Raw genomic sequence first — 22,612 nt, 5'->3', positions numbered from 1 at the left:
TAAATTGTTGTGTATTAATTATTGCGCATTAATTTTCGTCTAATACACTTTTGTTAGATGGGTTTCCTTCGAATACTCGCATGCGAGCATTGTCTATATGCGCTCGCATGGCTTCGCGAGCAGCTGGTCCATCCTTGCGTTCGATAGCATCAACAATATGATAATGCTCTTGTTGCACTAGCTCTAACCGCGTTTTTGGTTTTAGTAGCGACAAATTCCGGGTTAAATTTATTCCGGTTAAAATATTGGGTTTCATTGAGTTACGTGCAGCAGTGAAGTAGTGGTTGTGCGAAGCTCTACAAATGGCTTCGTGAAAGACTACGTCCGCATCCGAACCTAATTCATTATTCTTAATGCAGTCGTCAAGCATTTGTATTGCTGTTTGAATTTGCAAAAGTTCTTCTTCCGTTCTTCGGATCGCGCAGTGATATGCAGCTTCTCCTTCTACTGCAGCTCTAAATTCAAATGTTCGTTGAATATCAGCGATAGAACCGATGGGAGCAAAATCAAGAACGGCTAATTCTGGGCGTCGTTTAACAAACGATCCCGAGCCCTGACGTGAAACGATAACATCGTCATTACGTAGTTGCTTGAGTGCTCGTCTGAGTATAGGGCGAGAAACGTTTAATCTTTCGCTAAGGACATGTTCAGTGGGAAGCTTTTTCCCAATACCAAACTCACCTTGTACGATCAGCTGTATTAATTCTTCATAAACACTATCAGACAAAGAACTGTCTTTAAAAGTTAATGATTGCTCACTCATACTTTCGCCTTTAAATGAGGTTGTAAAGCAAAGAGTATAGTTATTTGTAAAATATTTGTAAATAAAAGTGTGTAAATTAGGGATTTATTGGTTCTAAATGCAGGTTTTGATTGCGTTTAATCGTGCCTCTTAGAACTTAATGCTATACGTACATTGTATTGAAAATGCGATAAAAATTATATTTTTGTCATTAATATCATTAGCTTAGGTTTTTGTCGCGTTAAAAATATTTAGTCGTGATAATTTGCAAACACAACTGTTTACAATTAATTACAAATTATTTATTTACATTTTACAAATTCTTACTATAGTTACGCTGAGACATCAATGGCGTTGAGTATTTTTAACTGTTGATTTAGTCCAAATTATCCAAGGAGAAATTATGATTTTTAAAAAACAAGTAAAAACAATTCTTAAAACTGCACTAGTCGGCGTAGTACTTTCAACTTTCGTTACATCTGTTTCTGCAGAGACTTTACGTGGCGCGAGTATGTTCGATGACAAGCATACCTTCACTAAAACTATGGTTAAGTTTGCTGATCTGGTTAATGAGTATTACGACGGAGATGTGAAGTTTGACTTACGTTTAAATGGTGAGTTGGGTGTTGAAAAGGACTATGTCACTTTCCTAAATCAAGGTGTTGCAATTGACTACACCATTCTAGCGCCTTCCAATATGGCAAGATTTGCACCATCTATTCCGTTAATGGATATGCCTTTTTTGTTTCGTGACTTAGATCACTGGAATACTGTTTTATCTAGCGACATTCTTGCTCCTCTTGAGAAAGAGTTATCTGAAAAAGCAGATATCGTTATTGTTGGTTATGCTGGCGGTGGAACACGTAACCTATTGTCAAGCAAGCCAATTATGAATATGAAGGAGTTGGAAGGCCATAAGATGCGTGTGATGGGTGCTCCAATACAGGCTCAGATTTTTGATGCTATCGGTGCTTCACCTTCTGCTATCGCATATAACGAAGTTTACAATGCAATTCAAACAGGTGTTATTAACGGCTTTGAGAACGAAGCAGCAAGTATCCAGAACTTAAAGTTTTACGAAGTTGCGCCAAACGTTACTCTAACCTCTCATACAATTACTGTACGTCCTATCGTATTTAGCGGTAAGAGCTTCCGTAAACTTCCAGAGAAACTACAAGCTGCAATCAAGAAAGCAGGTAAAGAAGCTGGTGCATATGGTCGTGAGCTAGAGTCACGTGAAGATGGTATCAAGCTGAAAGAAATGGTTGATGCTGGTCAGATCAAAGTATCTGAGTTTGAAGGTCGTGAGAAGCTTCTAGACATGGTTAAGCCAGTGCAGGATAAATTTGCAGCGGGTATCAATGCAACTGAATTACTAGGTGCAATTCGCGCAACTAAGTAATTGACCGTTATTAAAAAATTAGTAATAAGTAATTTTAGATACATCAGTTAGAACATCTCTGAGGTTTTATCGACCTTAGAGATGCTTCTATTTTTCATTCTCATCTGCCCTTTGAGGGTCAATCATGATCAAACGCAGTTTAGAAGCTTTCTGTACCGGACTAAGAATCATTTTAGCGGTATTGGTAGGGTCACTTGTGATTCCTGTGGCAATGCAGGTAATTGCTCGTTACACCGGCATTATCCCTGTTTTTCTTTGGACTGAAGAGCTGGCCACTTTTATCTTTGTCTGGGTGGTCATGATCGGTTCGGTATTGGCCGTATGGGAAGGTACACATTTCGACGTTCAGGTGTTGCCAGATAGCCCTAATCCTCTGATATTGTTAATACAAAAATCCATTGTTCTATTGCTGGTTGGCGGTTTTGGTTTTCTGTTTGCCTGGTATGGGATTGAATATGCAAAATTCGGCGGCATTCAGCATTCTGTAATGATGAATGCAAATCTCATGGTTACACACATTACAGTCCCACTCGCAGGATTATTCTGGGGCATTTTTTCTTTATTCCGTTTTGTTGAAGCCTTTCAGCAATACAAAGCTAACAAAAGAGCAGTATTATGATTCTTACTACAGGAGTAGCATGTGCCTTATTAGTTGGCAGTTTTTTATTATTGGTCATTCTACGAGTACCCGTTGCCTTTGCTTTAGGTATCGCAACCATTCCGGTAGTGCTGCTTGATATCAGGCTGACACCATTCATCATTATCGACCGTATGTTTCAGTCGTATAATTCATTTATTCTTTTGGCTGTTCCCTTCTTTTTACTCGCCGCTAACTTAATGAATTCGGGGAAAATCACCGACAAATTAATCGATTTGGCCAGAGTGTTAACAGGGTGGATGCCCGGTGGTTTGGGGCACGTGAATGTGGCGGTTTCCATGTTGTTCGCAGGTATATCTGGCTCATCAACAGCCGATGCTGCGGGTTGCGGAAAAATCCTCATTCCTTCAATGATCAAAGAGGGTTACGACACCCGTTTTGCGATTGCGATTACTGCCTGTTCATCGGTGATGGGTGTAATCATTCCACCTAGTATTCTGATGATTGTTTGGGGTGGCGTGATGCAGGTTTCTGTCGGCGCTCTGTTTTTGGCAGGTGCTATTCCCGGGTTAATGATCGGTTTCGCTTTGATGGCGACGGTTTATGGCTACGCCAAAGTTTACAATTACCCTATCGCGATGAAGCCGACTTTTGGTACAGCCTTCAAAGCGTTTAAAGGCGCTGCGTTAGCCATGTTAACGCCGGTCTTTGTTATTTATGGAATCGTTGCAGGTATCGTTACACCGACCGAAAGTGCCATTATCGCAGCCTTCTACTCTCTATTTTTAGGCATGGTGGTATACAGAACGGTTACCCCACGTGAAGTAGGCACAATCCTTTATGATACTGGACGTTTCGCATCTATTTCTTTATTTGCGATAGGTACGGCATCCGTTTTCGGTTGGTTGCTCGCTTATTATAATGTGCCACGTCTTATTATTTCTGTGATGACAAATATGGAACTTGGGACAATCGGCACATCCTTGGTTATTGCATTCCTATTTTTGTTCTTTGGTTTGTTTATCGATGCCATTCCAACTATTATCATTCTCGGTACTGTTCTTTTGCCTGTTGCTCTTCAGGCCGATATATCGCCGATTGTCTTTGCAATTATCGGTATCATCTCGCTTGCATTCGGTTTGGTGACTCCGCCTTATGGACTCTGTCTGCTGATCTCCGCCTCCATTGGTGGGATGAATGTTGTGAAGGTCCTTAAGGAAGTGGTTATCATTTTAATTCCAATGTTGCTTATCTTATTGTTGATCATCTTATTTCCAGAGATAGCACTGTGGTTGCCGAATCAACTGATGCCTGGCTCAGTTAAATAGCCGTGTAACCATTGAAGTAAGTTAAGTGAAAATGATCCAGATACATATTTAAAAAAACGCCCTATAAGTAGGGGGGTGTATTTGGATTATTTCTTAAGCACAGATTCAATATTTGTGTGTGCAGTTCGAGCGGTTTAATAATAGAGTTATATGAAAAGGAATTAAGCGACCCTCTCGCTTAATTCTAAATTTTGATTGTTATTCAGATAATAGTTTTTGCTGATTAATTCACACGTGCACTATCATTGAAGGATCAACTCTATTGCTTCTAGGTTGTTGCACTATTGTTATTGCATGTACCTTGTTGTAGCTGGACCCAAATGAGTTAGACCCTAATAAGTACGAGCCGAATTATTAATGAATTTGGTTGCTTGTTAGTCATGGTGATTGTTGGCTAAGTACAAAAAAAACGCTTGAAAGTAGGGGGGGGGCATTTAAACCTTATCTATAGATTAGTTATGAATTTTTCATAAAACATTCACTATTAAACGTTCATCATAAAAAACTATCATGAAACGCAAATTTTTTTCAAAGGCAAATAGAGGTAAATAATATGACAAAACCAAAAATAGGATTTATCGGCTTAGGCTTGATGGGATCAGCGATGGTAGAGCGATTTCAGGAAAAAGGTTATGCGCTCGTTGTTATGGCAAATCACTCGCGTACCAATGTTGATGCAGCAGTATCTCGTGGTGCAACTGAAGTATTCAGTGCGCGTGAAGTAGCAGAAAACTCTGATGTGGTGATGCTATGTATGGGAACCAGTGAACAAGTCGAAAGTCGTATGCGAGGGGATGAAGGTGTCATAGCTGGGTTGAAATCAGGCGCTATCGTCATAGATTTTGGCACCTCTTTGCCTGAGAGTACTCGAACGTTAGCCGCAGAGGTTGCAGTAGCTGGCGGAGACTATCTGGATGCTCCACTAGGGCGTACCCCTGCTCATGCTAAACAGGGTTTGCTGAATATCATGACAGCAGGCAATGAAGATGCTTTTAAGCGTGTTAAACCAGTGTTGCAGGAAGTGGGAGAAAACGTCTTCTATTTAGGTGGATCTGGCGCAGGGCACACCATAAAGCTGTTTAATAATTTTATCGCTATGACTACTGCAAATATGGTCTCAGAAGTATTTGCCTTATCTGATGTCGCTAAAATTCCGCGGCAGACAGTCTATGATGTATTGTCAGTTGGGCCTGCAAATTCTGGCATCATGGATTTCATCAAAGCCTATGCTGTGGATGGAAATCCAGATGTATTAGAGTTCTCAATAAAAAATGCGGCAAAAGATGTCGGTTATTATAAAAAAATGGCAGAAGATGCAGGTGTCACTCCGGCAATTGCACCTTCATCTTTGGCTGCTTTGCAAGCAGCGATAGATAATGGTCAGGGAGAAGATCTGGTGCCAAAGATGGTCGATTTTTATCAGACCTCATTTGCTAATTCGAGTGATAAAAAGTAATGAAAGTTGTTTCAGCGCCGCAAATACCGGATAGAGTTAATTTCGGTATTTTATTAATACTGATTGCTTATTTGTTCTTCTCTTTGACGGATGGAACAACCAAGTGGTTGGTGTTATTAGGGTATCCCGCTTTTCAGTTAGCGTTTATTCGCTATAGTTTTCAATTGGCGATTGGTACCACTGAAATTTCGTTTCGAGGCTTTGATAAAAACGAGATTAAAGATCACTTTTGGCTGCTAGTTATTCGTGGCGCAATGCTGGCTAGTGTTACAGCCTGTGTTTTTTACTCGTTGAAGTATTTAACCTTGAGTATGTATTCAGCGATTCTGTTTACGGTTCCTATTTTTGTTAGTTTGATCTCAGGACCTATTTTAGGTGAGCGTGTTGGACCTTGGCGTTGGTTCGCTATTTTTATGGGATTTGTTGGCGTTGTTATTATTGTCTCTCCTTTCAATGAGAGCTTTCATTGGGCGTCTTTTCTGGTTCTGTTTGCTGCAATAGCAATGGCTATCTATTCGATCATCACTCGAAAGCTTGCCGCTAAAGTTCGTCCTCATGTGTTGCAGTTTTTTACCGGCTTGGTCGGTGCGCTTGTCTTTCTGCCCTTTGCTGTATGGTTATGGCAGCCGGTGACCCTGAAAGCGTTGATGTTGATGACATGGGTGGGTTTCGCTTCATGGGCTGGGCACGAGCTACTGACCCGGGCGCATAAGCATGCAGAAGCTTCAGTTTTGATGCCATATTCTTATAGTTTTATTATCTATATGACCATTTTAGGCTTCATATTTTATGATGAGGTGCCTGATGAATTTACCATTCTGGGTGCGCTCGTTATCATTATTTCAGGACTTATTATCTGGTATCGTGAAAGACGTTTAAAATTCAAAGCAAAAAAGGATGGGGCAACTTAGGTTGATAGGTTTGGTTCCTGTTTGCCTCCAACTTTAATTGTGGGTTAACGCCCCATCCAGCCGCCGTCTACTGTCAAAATAGTTCCGTGCACATAATTTGAGGCTGACGAAGCAAGGAAAACAACAGGCCCTGCGAAATCTTCAGGTTTTCCCCAGCGGCCTGCAGGAATACGTTCGAGTATAGATTGGGAACGTTCAGGATTATCTTGTAATGCCTGAGTATTGTCAGTAGCGATATAACCCGGAGCGATTGCATTTACGTTAATGCCTTTTGATGCCCACTCATTCGCCAAAGCTTTGGTTAATTGGCCAATTCCTCCTTTTGATGCCGCATAGCCTGGGACAGTAATGCCACCCTGGAAAGTCAGTAAAGAAGCGGTGAAAATGATCTTGCCACTACCTCGCTTGATCATGTCTCGGCCAATCTCACGGCTTACTACAAACTGCGCGCTTAGGTTAACTTCTAAGACCTCATCCCATAAGTCATCTTCATGCTCAGCAGCTGGCGCTCTTTTTATGGTACCCGCATTGTTGACTAAAATATCTGGTTTATGACCATCCACTTTAATTTGATTGGCGAACGATTTAAGTGCATCACGATCAGAGAAGTCGCATGCATAGGATGAAAATTTTCTACCTAATGCTGTCACTGCTCGTTCGATATCGCTCCCTTCTGCTTCGAGACTTGCACTCACACCAATAATATCTGCACCTGCTTCAGCCAAAGCTATTGCCATACTTTTGCCAATGCCGCGTTTGCACCCAGTGACCAAGGCTGTTTGTCCACTTAAATCAAATACGTTTTTCATGATGTGTCCTTATCGTGTTTGTAGAGTCTTAAGTCCTGTGTATCATTTTTATTTTTAATAGAAAAACGTTAAACCATTAATTATTAGTTGCTTATGAATAGGAATAATTAGTGTATAACTGCTATAAATAGTATATTGTAATTATTTGTAAATAAGTTGTAAATTGTTTGTAATTATAAGAGAAAGTTTAACGGAGGAATAACTATGAAATCATTTAAAAAAATCATTCGCACAACAGCAGGTATAGTTGCTGCAACAACACTTTTGGCGGCAGTAACTGCGCCTGCTATGGCAGAATATCCTGAGCGTCCAATTACGTTAATCGTTCCTTGGGGAGCGGGTGGTGGAACTGATGCCACAGGTCGTATTATTGGTAGTTTGTTACAAAAAGAATTAGGCAAGCCTGTTAATGTAGTTAACCGCACTGGCGGAGGCGGAGTCGTAGGTCACTCTGCAATTGCAAACGCAAAACCTGACGGATATACCATCGGCGTAGCAACAGTAGAAACAGGCATGATGCATTGGGCTGGTTTAACCGATCTAACGTATGAAAAGTACACGCCTATTGCACTTTACAATACTGACCCAGCTGGCGTTATCGTACGTGCAGATTCAGAGTGGAAAGATGCAGGCGAAGTAATTAATGCGGCTAAAGCTAGCCCTGGCAAGCATAAAGCTTCTGGTACAGGTCAAGGTGGTATTTGGCATCTTGCTCTGGCAGGTATGCTAAACAAGTCTGGTTTAGAGCAGTCTGCAGTACCATGGGTTCCTTCGAAAGGTTCAGCAGGTGGTCTTCAAGAGTTGGTTGCAGAAGGTGTTGATGTTGTTACTTGTTCAATCGTAGAAGCGTCTGGTTTGTTATCTGCAGGTAAAGTGAAAGCAATCGGTGTTATGTCTTCAGAGCGTCTAGCTGCTTTCCCTGATGTTCCTACTTTGCAAGAAGTGGGTGGCCCTGAGTGGGAAATGGCATCATGGCGCGGTATTGTTGCTCCAGCTGGTTTACCTAAAGCTGAAACAGATGTGTTAAGCGCAGCAATGAACAAAGTTTGGCATTCAGATGATTTCAAAAAGTTTATGGATGGTCGCGGCTTTGGAATGACATATAAAGCGGGCGATGACTTTAAAAGCTGGATGAAGAAAAGCGATGAGTCACTTGGTGTTGTGATGAAAGCTGTTGGTCTTGCTAAGTAAGTTTTTTGTTCAAAGGTACCTCTATTGCTAGATAACAATCAGTAATAGAGGTACTTTCATTATTCTCACCATATTCAGGAGCCAAGCATTCAATGAAATTTAATGATGCAGTATTTGGCATTTTCTTGATTGTTTTTGCTATCGCAGAAATCATCTACACTCGAACATTTCCTGCTTTGCACGGACAACGTTTCGGCGCCTCAGATTTTCCCGTATTAATTGGTGTTGGTTTAATTATTTGTGGCTGCCTTCTCGTCGTTAGTGGATATAAACAACGTACAGCTTCTAGCCCAATAGAAGAAGCTATAAGCAAAGAGTCCAACTTACTAACGATTGCTGGATGGCGCGAAAAGCCTCGTTCGGTTATCAATTTTTTCGTCGTAATTTTAAGCATACTTTTTTACATCTTCTTTGTGGATACATTAGGGTTTGTAATAACGGCGTTTTCGATTTTACTTGTATTGTTTCTACGACTTCAAAATGGTGTTGTCGCCTCTTTTATTGCCGCACTGTTTATGACAGGTGTGAGTAAATTATTATTTGGTGTATGGCTTTTAGTGCCATTACCTATCGGCCCACTCGGTTTTTAGAGAATTATTTATGGATGCGTTTATTGGTGGACTCTCATTAATTTTTGACCCTTACGTATTAATGGTAATGGTCGGTGCCGCTGCTTTTGGATTAGTTGTTGGGTCAATTCCGGGTCTAACTGCCACCATGGCAACCGCACTTCTTATTCCTGTAACCTTCTTTATGGATCCAGTGCCTGCGATTGCAGCCATTGTAACGACTGTTGCCACAGCAATTTTTGCCGGCGATATTCCTGGCGCGTTGCTCCGTATTCCCGGTACACCTGCCTCCGCCGCCTATTGCGATGAAGCATTCGCCATGACCCGAAAAGGAAAGGCACAGTTAGCATTGGGTGTTGGTTTAACCACTTCTATTATCGGTGGTCTCATCGGTGCAGTAGTACTGATGATGGCGACTTCTGCATTGGCCGAATTTGCTTTCAAATTTTCTTCTTATGAATATTTTTGGTTAGCATGTTTAGGGCTTTCTAGTGCAGTTGTTGTCTCTAGTGGTTCAACGTTAAAAGGTTTTGTATCTTTATTGATTGGCCTGTTCATTGCCACTATTGGTATTGATCTTATCTCTGGACATCCTCGTTTCACTTTCGGTAGTACAGAGATGTTGTCAGGAGTGAGCTTTATTCCTGCCATGATTGGTATGTTTGCCATTTCAGAAGTGCTTCGTTTTGTGGCAGCTAAAAATAATTCGCGCCCTAAAGTGCCAGTACAATCGCTTACTAATTTGTTCAAAGGGGTTGGTGGTGTTTTATTTAAATACAAATTTAATGTTTTTAGAGGCAGCTCAATTGGAGCTGTGACCGGCGTTCTACCAGGTGCAGGTGCAGACATTGCAGCCTGGGTTTCTTATGGTGTTTCAAAACGCACATCGAAAGAGAAAGAAAAATACGGAACGGGTCATGTAGAAGGCTTGGTTGATGCGGGTTCGGCAAACAATGCAGGTTTAGCAGGTGCCTGGGTTCCTGCACTGGTATTTGGTATACCGGGTGATTCTGTTACGGCGATTGCGATAGGTGTGCTTTATATGAAGGGCATGAATCCTGGGCCAATGATTTTTCAGGAAAATCCACAGTTACTGAATGCTGTTTTTATCGCATTTTTTGTGGCTAATCTATTGCTTTTACCTCTAGGCTACCTCGCTATAAGGCTTTCATCGCAGTTGCTTAAAATTCCTTCTCGGATGCTGATGCCCGCTATTTTGATTTTCTGTTTAGTCGGTTCTTTTGCGATAACAAACTCAGTATTTGGAGTTGTTATCATGTTAGCAATGGGTGTTTTAGCTTACATTATGGAAGAGAATGGTTTTCCGATTGCGCCAACAATATTAGGTATCGTATTAGGTGCAATGCTCGAAGAGATGTTCTTATCATCGATGATAAAAGCAGACGGCGAATTGTTAGCGTTTTTCTCTAGACCGATTTCAGCTACGCTTGGTGTACTCACTATCCTGATTTGGTTAATTCCACTAATCAAGATGCTTAGGAAAAAGGTTGCTAAGCCGCAGCTTCAATAGAAATTTGATGTGAAGTAGGGGGCGTTTTTTCCCTTACTTACCATTCTTTCCTTTTTCTCATTAAAAGAGCCGAATAATATTCGGCTCTTTTAATATAATATTTACGTTTCAGTGATGTAATCTACATTATTCTTCTTTTTCGTAGTTTTCCGAAACCTTGGTTAAACGAATCGTGTTGGTAGAGCCTGGTGTTCCGAATGGTACGCCTGCTGTAACGACTATTCTATCTCCCGATTTTGCTATGCCTTTTCTCATAGCCATACGTACCGACTTGCCAACCATTTCAGAGAAGGAAGCAACATCTTTGGTTTGAATGGAATACACACCCCAAACCAGCGATAACTTTCGTGCGACATGATCCGATGGTGTTAATCCGAGTATTGGAACAACACCACGATTACGAGCAGCACGTAAGGCTGTTGAGCCTGTGCTGGTAAAAGTAACTACAGCAACACATTCTCTATCTTTGGCAATTTGAGATGCTGCAATTGCAATCGCATCCGCATCAGAGATTTCACCAATGAGTGGGTATATTTGTAGCATCTGACGATAATTCTTATCGCTTTCAGTTTCGCTGATAATTCGCCCCATTACTGAAACGGCTTCTTCAGGGTAACTTCCGGCTGCAGTTTCAGCAGATAACATCACAGCATCAACACCATCGTAAATCGCTGTGGCAACATCCGACGCTTCTGCTCGGGTAGGAATAGGGTGATGAATCATAGACTCGAGCATTTGAGTCGCAACGATAACTGGCTTGCCTTGAGATCTAGCGACCTGGACAATTCGTTTTTGAATAGATGGAACACGTTCTGGAGGTAGCTCAACGCCCAAATCGCCTCTTGCTACCATTATGGCATCAGAGTGTTTAACGATATTTTCTAGATCATCTAGTACAGAAGGTTTTTCCAATTTCGCCAGTAAACCTGCTTTTCCACCGATTAACTCACGGGCTTCAATCAGATCTTCGACACGTTGAACAAATGATAAAGCAACCCATTCAACCCCAATCTCTAATGCATACTTAAGATCAATACGATCCTTTTTCGTCAGCGGGCTGATCGGTAGAGAAACGCCGGGGACGTTCACTCCTTTACGTTCCGAGATTATTCCGCCAACCATGACTTCTGTAACCATTTTGTTGGAAGTGAGTTCAGTAATGCGCAAGCGAATTTTACCATCATCAACCAATAGTTCTTCGCCTACTTTCTGAGCTGCGAAGACTTCAGGGTGAGGTAGTTTGACGCCTGTACTATCTCCTCGGTGCTCATCCAGATAAAGCGTGAAGGTTTGGCCAACGTCTAGGTGGACGTTGTCTTCTGAAAACGTGCCAATTCTTAGTTTTGGGCCTTGAAGATCTGCCAAAATACCTACGGGGCGACCCACTTCTTTTTCTAACTTGCGAATACAGTCTAGTCTGGCTTTTTGTTCTTCGTGGGTTCCATGACTAAAATTCAGTCTGAATACACTCACCCCTGCATCTAATAAGCTTCTAATAGAGGCTTCATCGCTTGAAGATGGTCCCAAAGTGGCGACAATCTTGGTGCGACGATCGAGTTTAAATGGAGATTCAGTCATGACTTGTTTTCCCTATAAATTTTATTTAACCGGCCTAGCCCAGTAGAGATATTGCTACTGAGTATTTTTGCGGTTCCAAGGGGCTAATAATAACTTAAATGAATTTATAGATCGAATTTCTGAATAGAAACTTATGGTCTTTTATTTACTTATTCTTGTTTGGTTTTGTCTCTTTTAGATGGTTAAGGTATTAGGGATAAAACTTAAGGTGGAAATGAAATATGACTAGTTACAATAATGGATGTTGCTTGGGGTGCTTAGCTTAAAAAACAGATAATAAATGAGATGAAAAAGTGCCTCAAAGGTGGGGGGTGACATGGAAAGCCACCCCCCACCTTTGAGGCACTTTTTTACTGTGAATTAATGATTATTTGAATGTTTTAAGTTGTGAATGTAAAGCTGTTAAACAGGCACTTAAAGAAGTAAGTGCCTGTTATTTTTCATCAAAAAGATCTAGTAAGCCGAATCAGGGTAGTAGTAATCTTTAGCGTTTTCTTTGGTCACTAACTCTGCGCCGAGAATAAGTCGGGTTGGTTTATGATAAAGATTGCCAAGAGTTTCGTCTTTGACGCCAGCTACTGCAAGTGCAATTCCTGATGCGATCATTGATGGGCTGTAAGTCACTGTTGCGCGGACAACCGGGTCTCCGTCTATAACCATTTTAATGATGTCTTTTGAACCAGCTCCACCTAGTACCGTTTTTATATCAGTGCGACCAGACTCTTTAATTGCCTGCATTACACCTTTAAGCATATCGTCGTCTTGACACCAAACAGCATCTATCTTTTTGTGTTTTTGTAAGAAGTTTTCCATGACTGAAAGTGCTTTTTGAGTTGACCAGTCAGCAGGTTGTGAATCAAGAATATTAATCCCTGAATGCTTTGAAATTACTTCGTTAAAGGCATCCACACGTTGCTTGTTGATAGGTATCTGCATTCCTTCTAACACTACTATATTTCCTTTGTCGCCCATTTCTTTCGCTAACCATTCTGCGCCAACACGGCCTAAACCTGGGTTATCTCCAGCAATAAAGACATCTTGAGCTGGGTTTGCTAATTCGCGATCAACCACAACCGTATAGATACCTTCAGCATAAGCTTCTTCGATTACTTTTTGTAAAGTAGCAGGGTTGTGCGGCAAGATAACTAGTGCATTTATTCCTTTGATCATAAGATCTTCAACATCACCTACCTGCTTAGTACCTGAGCTTGCTGCTACTACAAAAAACTCAAGTTGACTGTCTTTAGCCGCCAGTTCATCAGTCGCCTTTTTTGCCCACCATAGTAAACCAGCTGTCCAGCCGTGATCAGCAGATGGAACGCTGACACCGATTTTATATTTATCTGCTGCCATACCAGTTAAAGGCACCATCATTAATATGATGCTCATTGTTATTACTTTTAAAACACCTTTCATTTCTACTCTCCTATAGTGTTAACACAAAATTGTTTATTTAAAACAATGACTACTTTTCACTTAAGTATTATTTGATGTGTTGAATGCCACACCACTTCCTACTCAAGTTTTCATGTGACAGTGTTGGCTAGCGGGTTTGTTTGTACTGTGCTAACACTGCGACTAAAATCACAAGACCTTTTACCGTGCCTTGTAGATATGCTGATACACCTAACAAATTCAGCATGTTGTTTATGATTCCTAAAATGATGACACCAATCACCGTTCCCCAGATTGTTCCCTTGCCACCTGCTAGAGATGTACCGCCAATAACGACCGCTGCAATAACGTCTAATTCGTAAAATAAACCAGCGTCGCCGGGGCTTACAGAATTAAGTCGGGATGACAGCATCACGGCAGAAATACCTACGGTAGCGCCAGTAATTACAAAGGTGATTAAATAGATTGTTTTAACTTTAATCGCAGAATAAGCAGAAACGGTCGCATTAGAACCAATTGCGCAAACATGACGTCCAAAAGCGGTGTGGTTGAGTAATATGTGGAAAATTATAGCGAGTGATAAAAACACCCAGACTGGGTTTGGTACCGAAAGAAAGTAGCCTCCACCGACATCTGGATACTTTTGATTAGTAGAAACAATCTCGCCAGCATCGCTGATATATAACGTCAATGATCGGAAAATTGACATGGTTGCAAGTGTGGCAATAAAGGCTGCGACTCGGCCTTTGGTAACTATGGCGCCATTAATTAAACCAAATAAAGCACCCAATGCAATCGCCGCACCGATGGCTAACACCACGGCAAACCAGCCTTCACCCACAGCATTGAGAATCATCACAGTTAGCACGCCGACTAACGCCAGCATTGAACCGACTGATAAATCTATACCGCCAGCGATAATCACAAAAGTCATGCCTAAAGCGATAATGCCTGTATAAGATACCTGTCTTAAGACATTGGAGATGTTTCGTGCTGCTAAAAAGTGCTCACTAGCCATAGCTGAAATTGCAACGAGCACAATTAGGGCAATCAAAGGTGCGTATTTTGACCAATCAATCTTACTCATTTTAGAGTCACTCTATTTATTTGATTCGTATGTCTTATTGATTTTTTGCTGATCATTTGTTGTTCCTGAGTAAATATTTATTCAATGTTTTAAGCAGTTTGCCTTGTCAAACCAGCGGCGTGATACATAATTTCTTCTTCGTTGATATCTTCCCCGGTGAGCTCGCCCATAATTTCACCAGAGCGCATCACAATCACGCGATTAGATAAGCCAATAATTTCCTCTAACTCGGATGAAATAAAAATAACGGATAAGCCATCATCGATTAGCTGTCTTATGAAATGGTAGATATCCTTTTTCGTGTTTACATCAATGCCGCGAGTTGGCTCATCGAGAATCAGAATTTCAGGGTATGTGTCCATCCATTTAGATAGGTATACTTTTTGCTGGTTGCCACCACTCAAATTGATGAGTTTTGTGTCTAGTGAAGCCGCTTTGATGTCAAATAGTGAAACGAATTCCTTCACTTTCTTGCGTTCTAAAGATTTGTTTATTAAGCCCTTTACATAGGCTTTCAAAGAAATCAGAGTGATGTTTTTGGGTATGTCAAAATTAAGAATTAGGCCCTTACCTTGTCGGTCTTCCGACAGGTACGCCAATCTGAGGTTTACTGCTTCAACAGGGCTGTTTACCTCGACCCTTTTGCCATTGACTTCAAGTGCTCCTGAGTCTTTATGACGTAGACCCATAATGGCTTCAGCAGTTTCCGTGCGACCTGCGCCAACTAAACCAGAAAACCCCAGAACTTCGCCTTTTTTTAACTCAAAATTGATGTTCTTTAATACGCCATCAATGGATAAGTTGCTTACCTTCAGTACAGTTTCTTCCTGCGGGGCAGATTTTTCAGGATAAATCTGGTTGAGTTCTCGGCCAACCATTTTACGTGCCATGTCTTTTTCATTTAGGCCGGTGACTTCATCCAGGCTGATTAAGTGACCATCGCGTAAAATTGCCAATCGGTCGCAGAGCTGTTTAACTTCTTTTAATTTGTGAGAGATAAATAATATTGTTACACCGCGGGCTTTGAGTCTTTCAACTAACTCAAATAAAATACGTACTTCGTGTTCGGTGAGCACTGTTGTCGGCTCATCCATAATCAGGATGTTTGCATTGCTCACTAATGCTTTGGCAATTTCAACCATTTGTTTTTGCGCAACGGTTAAATCTTCTATTAATGCATTTGGATCAAGGTCTGTTTTCAGTTCTTTTAAAAGCTCATGGGTTTGTTCCCGCATGGTTTTTTTGTTGAGGAAAAGACCTGACTTAATTTCGCTACCAAGAAATATATTCTCAAAAACGTTTAGTGAACTAATTAAGTTAAACTCTTGCGGGATCATTGCGATGCCAAGCTTTTTAGCATCAACAGGCGTTTTCAGGTTTACTACTTTTCCATTGACGGAAACAGTGCCGCTGGTTTTTGTGTAAATGCCGCTAATGATTTTTAATAACGTCGACTTACCGGCGCCATTTTCACCCAATATTCCGAGTACTTCGCCAGGAAGAACATCTAAGGTAATTTCGTGCAAAACACGGACGCCCGAAAACTCCTTAACTATATTGCTTAATTGAAGAACGGGAGAGCTCATAAAGTAGCGACCTGTGATTTACAGTTATGCATCAAGTTTTACCCATTTGCCATTTTCTTGTGACGAGCTAATTACCGAGTTGATGAATTTCATGCCTGAAATACCGGCTTCGATATCAGGAATGAGCTTCATCACTGATTCTGGTGACGCACCTGCTTGGCATTCAAGTAAGGCATCAGCAATGTCGGTATAAATATTTGCGAAACCTTCGAGATAGCCTTCTGGGTGACCCGCCGGGGTTCGAATAAGACGGTTGGCTTCATCAGATAAGCCATGACCAGCTCGTGTTAATGTACGACTTGGTTCTCCAAATGGTGAAAAAATTAATTTATTGGGGTTTTCCTGATGCCATTCTAATCCGCCTTTATCTCCATAAATTCGAATTTTAAGGTTGTTCTCATTACCAGGTGCAACCTGACTAGACCACAGCATGCCTTTAGCTTGTCCTTCAAGTCTCATCATTACATGGACATTGTCGTCGACCTGTCGGCCTGGCAGAAAACTGGTCAAATCTGCTGATACTTCCTCTACTTTTAGTCCGGAAATAAAACGCGCTAAATTGAATGCATGTGTTCCAATGTCGCCTAAGCAACCACCTGGGCCTGAGCGAGTAGGATCTGTACGCCATTCTGCTTGCTTGTTGCCGCCATCTTCTTCTTTAACGGTTAGCCAGTCTTGCACGTACTCAACTTGCACTAAACGGATATTGCCTAGTTCGCCAGTTTCAACCATGTGCTTTGCCTGACGCACTAATGGGTAGCCTGTGTAGTTATGAGTTACCGCAAAAAAGCATCCACTTTCTTTGACGATTTCTTCAAGTTCTAAAGCTTCTTCCAGTGAAACCGTTAAAGGCTTATCGGAAATCACAGCGATTCCTTGTTCTAAAAACGCTTTAGCAACCGGGAAGTGCATGTGATTGGGAGTAACAATAGAAACGGCGTCTATGCCATCTTCGCGTTGTTTCTCTGCAATAGCCATTTCTGTAAAGGTCGAATATGAGCGGGAGCTATGAATGCCCAGATTTTCTGCCGAGCGTGCGGCTCTTTCTGGATCAGATGATAAAGCGCCAGCAATGAGTTCATAACGATCATCAATACGGGAAGCAATGCGATGAACAGCGCCAATAAAAGCGCCTTCGCCACCTCCTACCATACCCAAGCGAATTTTTTTCGACATGATTATTATCTCCTTACTTCAGTCCAAGAATCTGTCGGTTAGCTTCATCATCCGTTCCGGCGTCAGCAAAATCATCGAAGGCCTTGTCCGTAACCTGGATGATGTGGTCATTAACGAATTTAACGCCTTCTCGTGCACCTGCTTCGGGGTGCTTTAAGCAGCATTCCCATTCAATCACGGCCCAACCATCAAAGTTATATTGGCTGAGTTTTGAAAAGATTCCCTTAAAATCTACCTGACCATCGCCTAAAGAGCGGAAGCGGGCAGCACGATCAGTCCAGCCTTGATAGCCGCCATAAACGCCTTGTCGACCTGTAGGGTTAAATTCTGCATCTTTCACATGGAACATTTTGATTCGATCGTGATAAATGTCGATGAACTCTAGGTAATCTAATTGCTGTAATAAAAAGTGTGATGGATCAAACAGAATATTTGCGCGAGGGTGGTTGTTACACGCTTCCAGGAACATCTCAAAAGTAACGCCATCGTGTAAGTCTTCGCCCGGGTGAATTTCGTAGCAGACATTCACGCCACAGCGGTCAAATTCATCAAGAATAGGTAACCAGCGTTCTGCTAATTCTTTGAACCCCATTTCTACTAAACCAGCAGGGCGTTGAGGCCAGGGGTACATATAAGGCCACAATAAAGCGCCAGAAAAAGTGACATGATCAGTAAGTCCGAAATTAGCTGAAGCCTGTGCGGCTTTCATCATTTGATCTATTGCCCAGGCCTGTCGTGCTACGGGATCATTGTGTACATGCTCAGGTGCGAAGCCATCAAACATTTTATCGTAAGCGGGGTGAACTGCTACCAACTGCCCTTGTAAGTGAGTTGATAATTCTGTGATTTCTAAACCGTGCTTAGCTAAAGTCTCCACAATTTCATCGCAATATGACTTATCAGAGGCTGCTTTATCTAAATCGATTAAACGAGCATCCCATGATGGAATTTGCACTCCTTTAAAGCCTAAGTCACCGGCCCATTTGGCGATATTTTCTAGTGTGTTGAATGGTGCTTCATCACCGGCAAATTGCGCTAAAAATAACGCGGGGCCTTTAAGTGTTCGCATAAGTATTTACCTCTATAACGTAAAATGAGCTTAGTTGTTTTTATAGGTTTAGCAGAATCTATTCACTAAATTCTCTAATAATTCCTGTTTGCCTGACACTGGCTGAGGGTCTAGATTTTGCTGGACAGCTTTGTCTGCTAACTGATCCAGACTTAAGTTTCCGGCAAGTATGTCTTTGCCTAACTCTTCGTTCCAGCCTGCATATCTAGAGTCTTTAGCTTTATCCAGTCCACCATCTTCGATCATGTTTGCGGCGTTTAATAGACCTCTTGCACAAACATCCATGGCTCCTATATGTCCGTGGAATAAATCGTTTGAATCTATTGATTGGCGACGAACTTTCGCATCAAAATTTATCCCGCCTTTACCAAACCCCCCACCTTTGAGAATGATGTACATAGCGAGGCTAATTTCAGGAACGCTATTTGGGAATTGATCGGTATCCCAGCCATTTTGCATGTCGCCTCTATTCATATCGACAGAGCCAAAAATACCGTTTTCAGTTGCATATGCGAGTTCATGCTCAAAGCTGTGACCCGCTAGAGTCGCGTGATTCGCTTCAATATTGACCTTTATTTCATCTTGTAAACCATGTTGGAGTAATAGGGCGTGAACGGATTGGCTGTCATAATCGTATTGATGTTTAGTGGGTTCCTGTGGTTTTGGTTCGACCAGAATGTTGCCCTTAAATCCAATTTTATGTTTGTGCTCAACAACCATGTTGAGGAAGCGCCCCATTTGATTGGTCTCGTGCTGGAATTTAGTGTTTAAAAGCGTATCGTAGCCTTCGCGACCACCCCAGAGTACATAGTTTTCACCACCAAGTTGATGGGTAACATTCATTGCTTGCCTAACTTGTGCCGCTGCAAATGCCATAACTTCTGGATTTGGGTTTGTAGCAGCTCCTGACATGAATCTGCGATGAGAAAAAAGATTTGCAGTTCCCCAAAGGAGCTTCAGACCTGTCTCTTCCTGCTTTTGCTGTAATCGTTCTGCTAATTTGTCGAAGTTGCTGACCGTTTCTGCCAATGTCGAGCCTTCAGGTGATACATCTCGGTCATGAAAGCAGTAATAAGGTACGCTGAGTTTCTCAAAAAATTCAAAGGCAACATCCATTTTAAGTTCGGCTTGTTGCATTTCGTCACCCGGTTCAAACCACGGCCTCATCAGTGTTTGTCCGCCAAAAGCATCATCGCCTGACCAACAAAATGTATGCCAATAGCATGCGGCAAAGCGCAAATGTTCTTTCATGCTTTTACCAAGAACTACTTGATTGGCATCGTAATGTCTAAAAGCAAGGTCTTCTTTATGATCAGTGCCTTGGTAAGTGATCGTTTCTACATCAGGGAAAAATTTATTCATAATTTTTACAGACTGCTAAATTCAGGTTTTAAGGAGGTATACAAACGTCTAAAGCGTTCCAGCCTAGGTTTGTAATACTGTTGTTTTGTTGGATTTGGTTTGATAGTGTTTTTAACAGGTGGTGTTGTACAGATTTTAGAAACGTCTTCACCTGTGAAGGCTAGTCTTGCTAATCGAGCAGCGCCAAAAGCCGGGCCGCTTTCTGCATCTTCGTGATAAGTAAGTTCCTGCCCTAAAACATCAGAGAGTATTTGCCCCCATAATTCGCTTCGAGCTCCGCCACCAATCACTGAAATTTGATTGATTGTTGCACCTGATTCCAGAAGTGGGTCAAGTCCATCTGCGAACGCATAGGCAACCCCTTCTAGTACTGCTAATCCCAGATTTGCTCGTTTGGTGGTGGCCGTCATGCCAAAGAAAACACCTTTTGCATCAGCATCGTTATGTGGGGTTCTTTCGCCAGTCAGATAAGGGAGGAATATAATGTCTGATGGTTCGTCAGCTATCTGTTCTACTTCGTTTAATAGTGTTAAAACATCTTTAGTATTCGTTAATTCTGCTAGCCAATCTAAACAAGATGAGGCGTTAAGCATCACGCTCATTTGATGCCAAGTGTTTGGCAGTGCGTGGCAGAAAGTATGTATGGCAGCTTCAGGTTTTGGTAAATAACTTTCGTTGCAGACAAATATCACGCCTGAAGTACCTAGCGATAAAAATGCCTGACCTGGAGATACTGCTCCGATTCCTACTGCGCCGCCGGCATTATCGCCAGCTCCGCCGGCAATAATTACGTTTTGTTGAAGGCCAAATTTTTGAGAAAGTTCATCAGTTACTTTGCCGCCTTCAGCAGAGCCTTCTACTAATTTTGGCATATGGGATAAATTTAAATTCGTAGCAGCAAGTAATCTTTCTGACCATTTTCGATTCTTAACATCTAGCCATAAGGTTCCTGCAGAATCTGACATTTCCGAGATATATTCACCACTTAAGCGGAAGCGAATATAGTCCTTGGGCAGCAATACTTTTGCTACCTTGGCAAAAACCTCTGGCTCATGTTTCGCTACCCACATTAATTTGGGTGATGTAAATCCTGGGAACGCAGGGTTGCCTGAAAGTGCCTTGAAGTTAGGCTCTGACTTTTCGAGCTCTTCACATTCTGTGGCCGATCGAACATCGTTCCAAAGTATTGCAGGCCGTAAAACATTGCCTTCATCGTCAAGCAGAACCGCTCCGTGCATTTGTCCTGCTAAACCTATTGCTTTAACTTGCATCATTTCATCTGGGTTTGATGCTTTTAATTGAGTTAGTGAAGAAACTACCGCGTTCCACCAATCCTCTGGATTTTGCTCAGACCATTTTGGGTGAGGTCTGCTGACAGATAAAGGCACATTATTCTGGGCAATAATCTGTTGGTCCTCGTTGCAGAGAACAGTTTTTAAACCAGAAGTGCCTAGATCTAAACCCAAATACATAATAAACCTTGATGTTTAAATGACGTTAAAATGACGTGATTAAGATGTGATACTGATGTATTATAGATGTGTTGTCAATAATTATAGAAAAAACACCTCTAAAATACTTCATTTTGACGTTGGCTGATCATGGCTAAAGAAAGTTATTATTTTATAGATATAAAAAAGTAATAATGTCATTATGATATTAAGAGATGATTCTAATGGATGTTAATGTGTCTAAAGTATGGGCTAAACAATCAGATATCGCCGAAAAAGCAGGTGTCAGTATTGCCACGGTAGATAGAGTAATCAATGGCCGCTCAGGAGTATCTGTCACTACAGCTAAGCGTATCTGGGATGCAGTTGATGAGATTCAAGGTGGCTCGAACCCTCATAAACCCCTCAAGTTTGATGTGATTTTGCCTGATGGCTCTGGAAGTTTCTTAAATCACCTTGCTGATAATGTTATGAGCCTAAGTGATGGTTATAAAAGAGACGGTATTACCATCAAGTGTCATAGAGTAAGAAGCTTTGATCCAAAATCTCTGGCTGAATTATTGGATAAGGTGTCAAAAAAGACAGATGGCATAGCAGTGATGCCAATGGAAGATCCTTTTGTGCGAGAGTCCATTAATAATATTTGTAATCAAAAAATTCCAGTAGTCACGATGGTTTCTAGCTTTAATAGTCAACGCACTATTGGGCATGTCGGGCCGAATAATCGTGCTGCAGGTCGTACCTCAGCTCATTTGATTTCCATGATGGCGAATAACAAGTCAGGAAGCGTGGCTGTATTCAAAGGCAGTCAAAGTTTCATCTATTCTGATCATCAAGAGCGAGAGCTCGGATTCATTAGTGCCTTGCGGGATTATAGTCCGCAACTAGAAGTGATACATAACCTAGAAACTCTGGATAGATACGAAGAGGCTTACAAAAAAGCCATTGAAATTATCGAGGAGTATAAAGATCTTGTGGCTATCTATAGTGTGGGTAGTGGAACGAGGGGAATAGGTCGTGCTTTACGAGACTCCAAAAAGGAAAAAGAAATAATCTGGGTCGGGCATGAATTAACCTCTTATTCTCGTGAATACCTTTTAGATGGCACTATGAATGCAGTGATTAATCAGGAAGCTGCAAAAGAAGCACAAGATGCTTTGAAAATATTAACTAACCACTACCGTGGTAACGAAAGCGCTCCATACCCAGAAGAAGTGAAAGTCGATATATTCTTACGGGATAATTTACCTTAAAAAAATATTGATCTTAAAAGCGATAAATTATTGCCACTCGTTGAATTTCTACTCTGACTATTGAACGACACTTCATTTTATTATTAACGCGGTAGAGTGGTTCTATACTAGGTACGGT

Annotated in this window: 19 protein-coding genes; 9 read left to right on the top strand and 10 right to left on the bottom strand. The window is 41.6% G+C overall.

The features are described 5' to 3' along the window. Positions 1-28: 28 nt before the first annotated feature. On the bottom strand, positions 29-763 hold the full coding sequence (locus tag EV695_RS19240; protein ID WP_131907629.1) for a FadR/GntR family transcriptional regulator: 735 nt from the start codon (positions 761-763) through the stop codon (positions 29-31). A gap of 382 nt (positions 764-1,145) precedes the next feature. On the opposite strand from EV695_RS19240, the gene EV695_RS19235 reads away from it, so the two are divergent. The 5 genes from EV695_RS19235 to EV695_RS19215 all read left to right on the top strand — a co-directional run bounded on the left by EV695_RS19235 (position 1,146) and on the right by EV695_RS19215 (position 6,437). Next, positions 1,146-2,144 carry a TRAP transporter substrate-binding protein gene (locus EV695_RS19235; RefSeq protein ID WP_131907628.1) on the top strand — a complete coding sequence of 333 codons (999 nt, stop codon included), beginning with the start codon at positions 1,146-1,148 and terminating at the stop codon, positions 2,142-2,144. A gap of 124 nt (positions 2,145-2,268) precedes the next feature. After that, positions 2,269-2,763: a TRAP transporter small permease gene (locus EV695_RS19230; protein WP_131907627.1), complete on the top strand. Its 495-nt coding sequence runs from the start codon at positions 2,269-2,271 to the stop codon at positions 2,761-2,763. Beyond that, entirely contained in the window at positions 2,760-4,070 is a 1,311-nt protein-coding gene (locus EV695_RS19225; protein ID WP_131907626.1) for a TRAP transporter large permease, read from the top strand. The genes EV695_RS19230 and EV695_RS19225 overlap by 4 nt, the downstream gene beginning before the upstream one ends. Positions 4,071-4,608: 538 nt before the next feature. Then, positions 4,609-5,526: an NAD(P)-dependent oxidoreductase gene (locus EV695_RS19220; RefSeq protein ID WP_279388077.1), complete on the top strand. Its 918-nt coding sequence runs from the start codon at positions 4,609-4,611 to the stop codon at positions 5,524-5,526. After that, complete coding sequence (locus tag EV695_RS19215) at positions 5,526-6,437, top strand: DMT family transporter (RefSeq protein ID WP_131907624.1); 912 nt, start codon at positions 5,526-5,528, stop codon at positions 6,435-6,437. Before EV695_RS19220 ends, EV695_RS19215 begins: the two co-directional genes overlap by 1 nt. Before the next feature lie 44 nt (positions 6,438-6,481). Here EV695_RS19215 and EV695_RS19210 read toward each other — a convergent pair whose 3' ends face one another. Next, a complete protein-coding gene (locus EV695_RS19210) occupies positions 6,482-7,246 on the bottom strand; it encodes an SDR family oxidoreductase (RefSeq protein WP_131907623.1) in 765 nt (254 codons plus the stop codon). A 204-nt stretch (positions 7,247-7,450) separates the two neighbouring features. Here EV695_RS19210 and EV695_RS19205 point away from each other — a divergent pair, with 204 nt between their 5' ends. The 3 genes from EV695_RS19205 to EV695_RS19195 all read left to right on the top strand — a co-directional run bounded on the left by EV695_RS19205 (position 7,451) and on the right by EV695_RS19195 (position 10,537). Continuing rightward, entirely contained in the window at positions 7,451-8,437 is a 987-nt protein-coding gene (locus EV695_RS19205) for a Bug family tripartite tricarboxylate transporter substrate binding protein (RefSeq protein WP_131907622.1), read from the top strand. 92 nt (positions 8,438-8,529) lie between these two features. Next, positions 8,530-9,027 (top strand): tripartite tricarboxylate transporter TctB family protein, encoded by a 498-nt coding sequence (locus tag EV695_RS19200; protein WP_131907621.1) that lies wholly within the window; start codon positions 8,530-8,532, stop codon positions 9,025-9,027. A 10-nt stretch (positions 9,028-9,037) separates the two neighbouring features. Next, on the top strand, positions 9,038-10,537 hold the full coding sequence (locus EV695_RS19195; RefSeq protein WP_131907620.1) for a tripartite tricarboxylate transporter permease: 1,500 nt from the start codon (positions 9,038-9,040) through the stop codon (positions 10,535-10,537). Positions 10,538-10,663: 126 nt separating this feature from the next. On the opposite strand, the gene pyk is transcribed toward EV695_RS19195, so the two are convergent. From pyk to xylB, 8 genes are all read right to left on the bottom strand, one after another. Further along, complete coding sequence (gene pyk, locus EV695_RS19190; protein WP_131907619.1) at positions 10,664-12,115, bottom strand: pyruvate kinase; 1,452 nt, start codon at positions 12,113-12,115, stop codon at positions 10,664-10,666. 453 nt (positions 12,116-12,568) lie between these two features. Further along, positions 12,569-13,531, bottom strand: coding sequence for a substrate-binding domain-containing protein (locus tag EV695_RS19185; protein WP_131907618.1), 963 nt, complete (start codon positions 13,529-13,531; stop codon positions 12,569-12,571). Between the two features lie 127 nt (positions 13,532-13,658). After that, entirely contained in the window at positions 13,659-14,597 is a 939-nt protein-coding gene (locus EV695_RS19180) for an ABC transporter permease (protein ID WP_207907161.1), read from the bottom strand. A gap of 89 nt (positions 14,598-14,686) precedes the next feature. After that, positions 14,687-16,183, bottom strand: a complete 1,497-nt coding sequence (locus EV695_RS19175) for a sugar ABC transporter ATP-binding protein (protein ID WP_131907617.1) — start codon at positions 16,181-16,183, stop codon at positions 14,687-14,689. Between the two features lie 24 nt (positions 16,184-16,207). Further along, positions 16,208-17,359 (bottom strand): Gfo/Idh/MocA family protein, encoded by a 1,152-nt coding sequence (locus EV695_RS19170; RefSeq protein ID WP_207907160.1) that lies wholly within the window; start codon positions 17,357-17,359, stop codon positions 16,208-16,210. A gap of 13 nt (positions 17,360-17,372) precedes the next feature. Beyond that, on the bottom strand, positions 17,373-18,428 hold the full coding sequence (locus EV695_RS19165; RefSeq protein ID WP_131907616.1) for a sugar phosphate isomerase/epimerase family protein: 1,056 nt from the start codon (positions 18,426-18,428) through the stop codon (positions 17,373-17,375). Positions 18,429-18,476: 48 nt separating this feature from the next. After that, on the bottom strand, positions 18,477-19,790 hold the full coding sequence (xylA, locus tag EV695_RS19160; RefSeq protein ID WP_131907615.1) for a xylose isomerase: 1,314 nt from the start codon (positions 19,788-19,790) through the stop codon (positions 18,477-18,479). A gap of 5 nt (positions 19,791-19,795) precedes the next feature. Next, complete coding sequence (gene xylB, locus EV695_RS19155; RefSeq protein WP_131907614.1) at positions 19,796-21,262, bottom strand: xylulokinase; 1,467 nt, start codon at positions 21,260-21,262, stop codon at positions 19,796-19,798. A 203-nt stretch (positions 21,263-21,465) separates the two neighbouring features. Here xylB and EV695_RS19150 point away from each other — a divergent pair, with 203 nt between their 5' ends. Then, on the top strand, positions 21,466-22,494 hold the full coding sequence (locus EV695_RS19150) for a LacI family DNA-binding transcriptional regulator (protein WP_207907159.1): 1,029 nt from the start codon (positions 21,466-21,468) through the stop codon (positions 22,492-22,494). Positions 22,495-22,612: the final 118 nt, after the last annotated feature.

This window comes from Cocleimonas flava (genome assembly GCF_004339015.1).
Taxonomy (GTDB): Bacteria; Pseudomonadota; Gammaproteobacteria; order Thiotrichales; family Thiotrichaceae; genus Cocleimonas; species Cocleimonas flava.
This window is presented reverse-complemented; position numbering and strand designations above follow the sequence as displayed.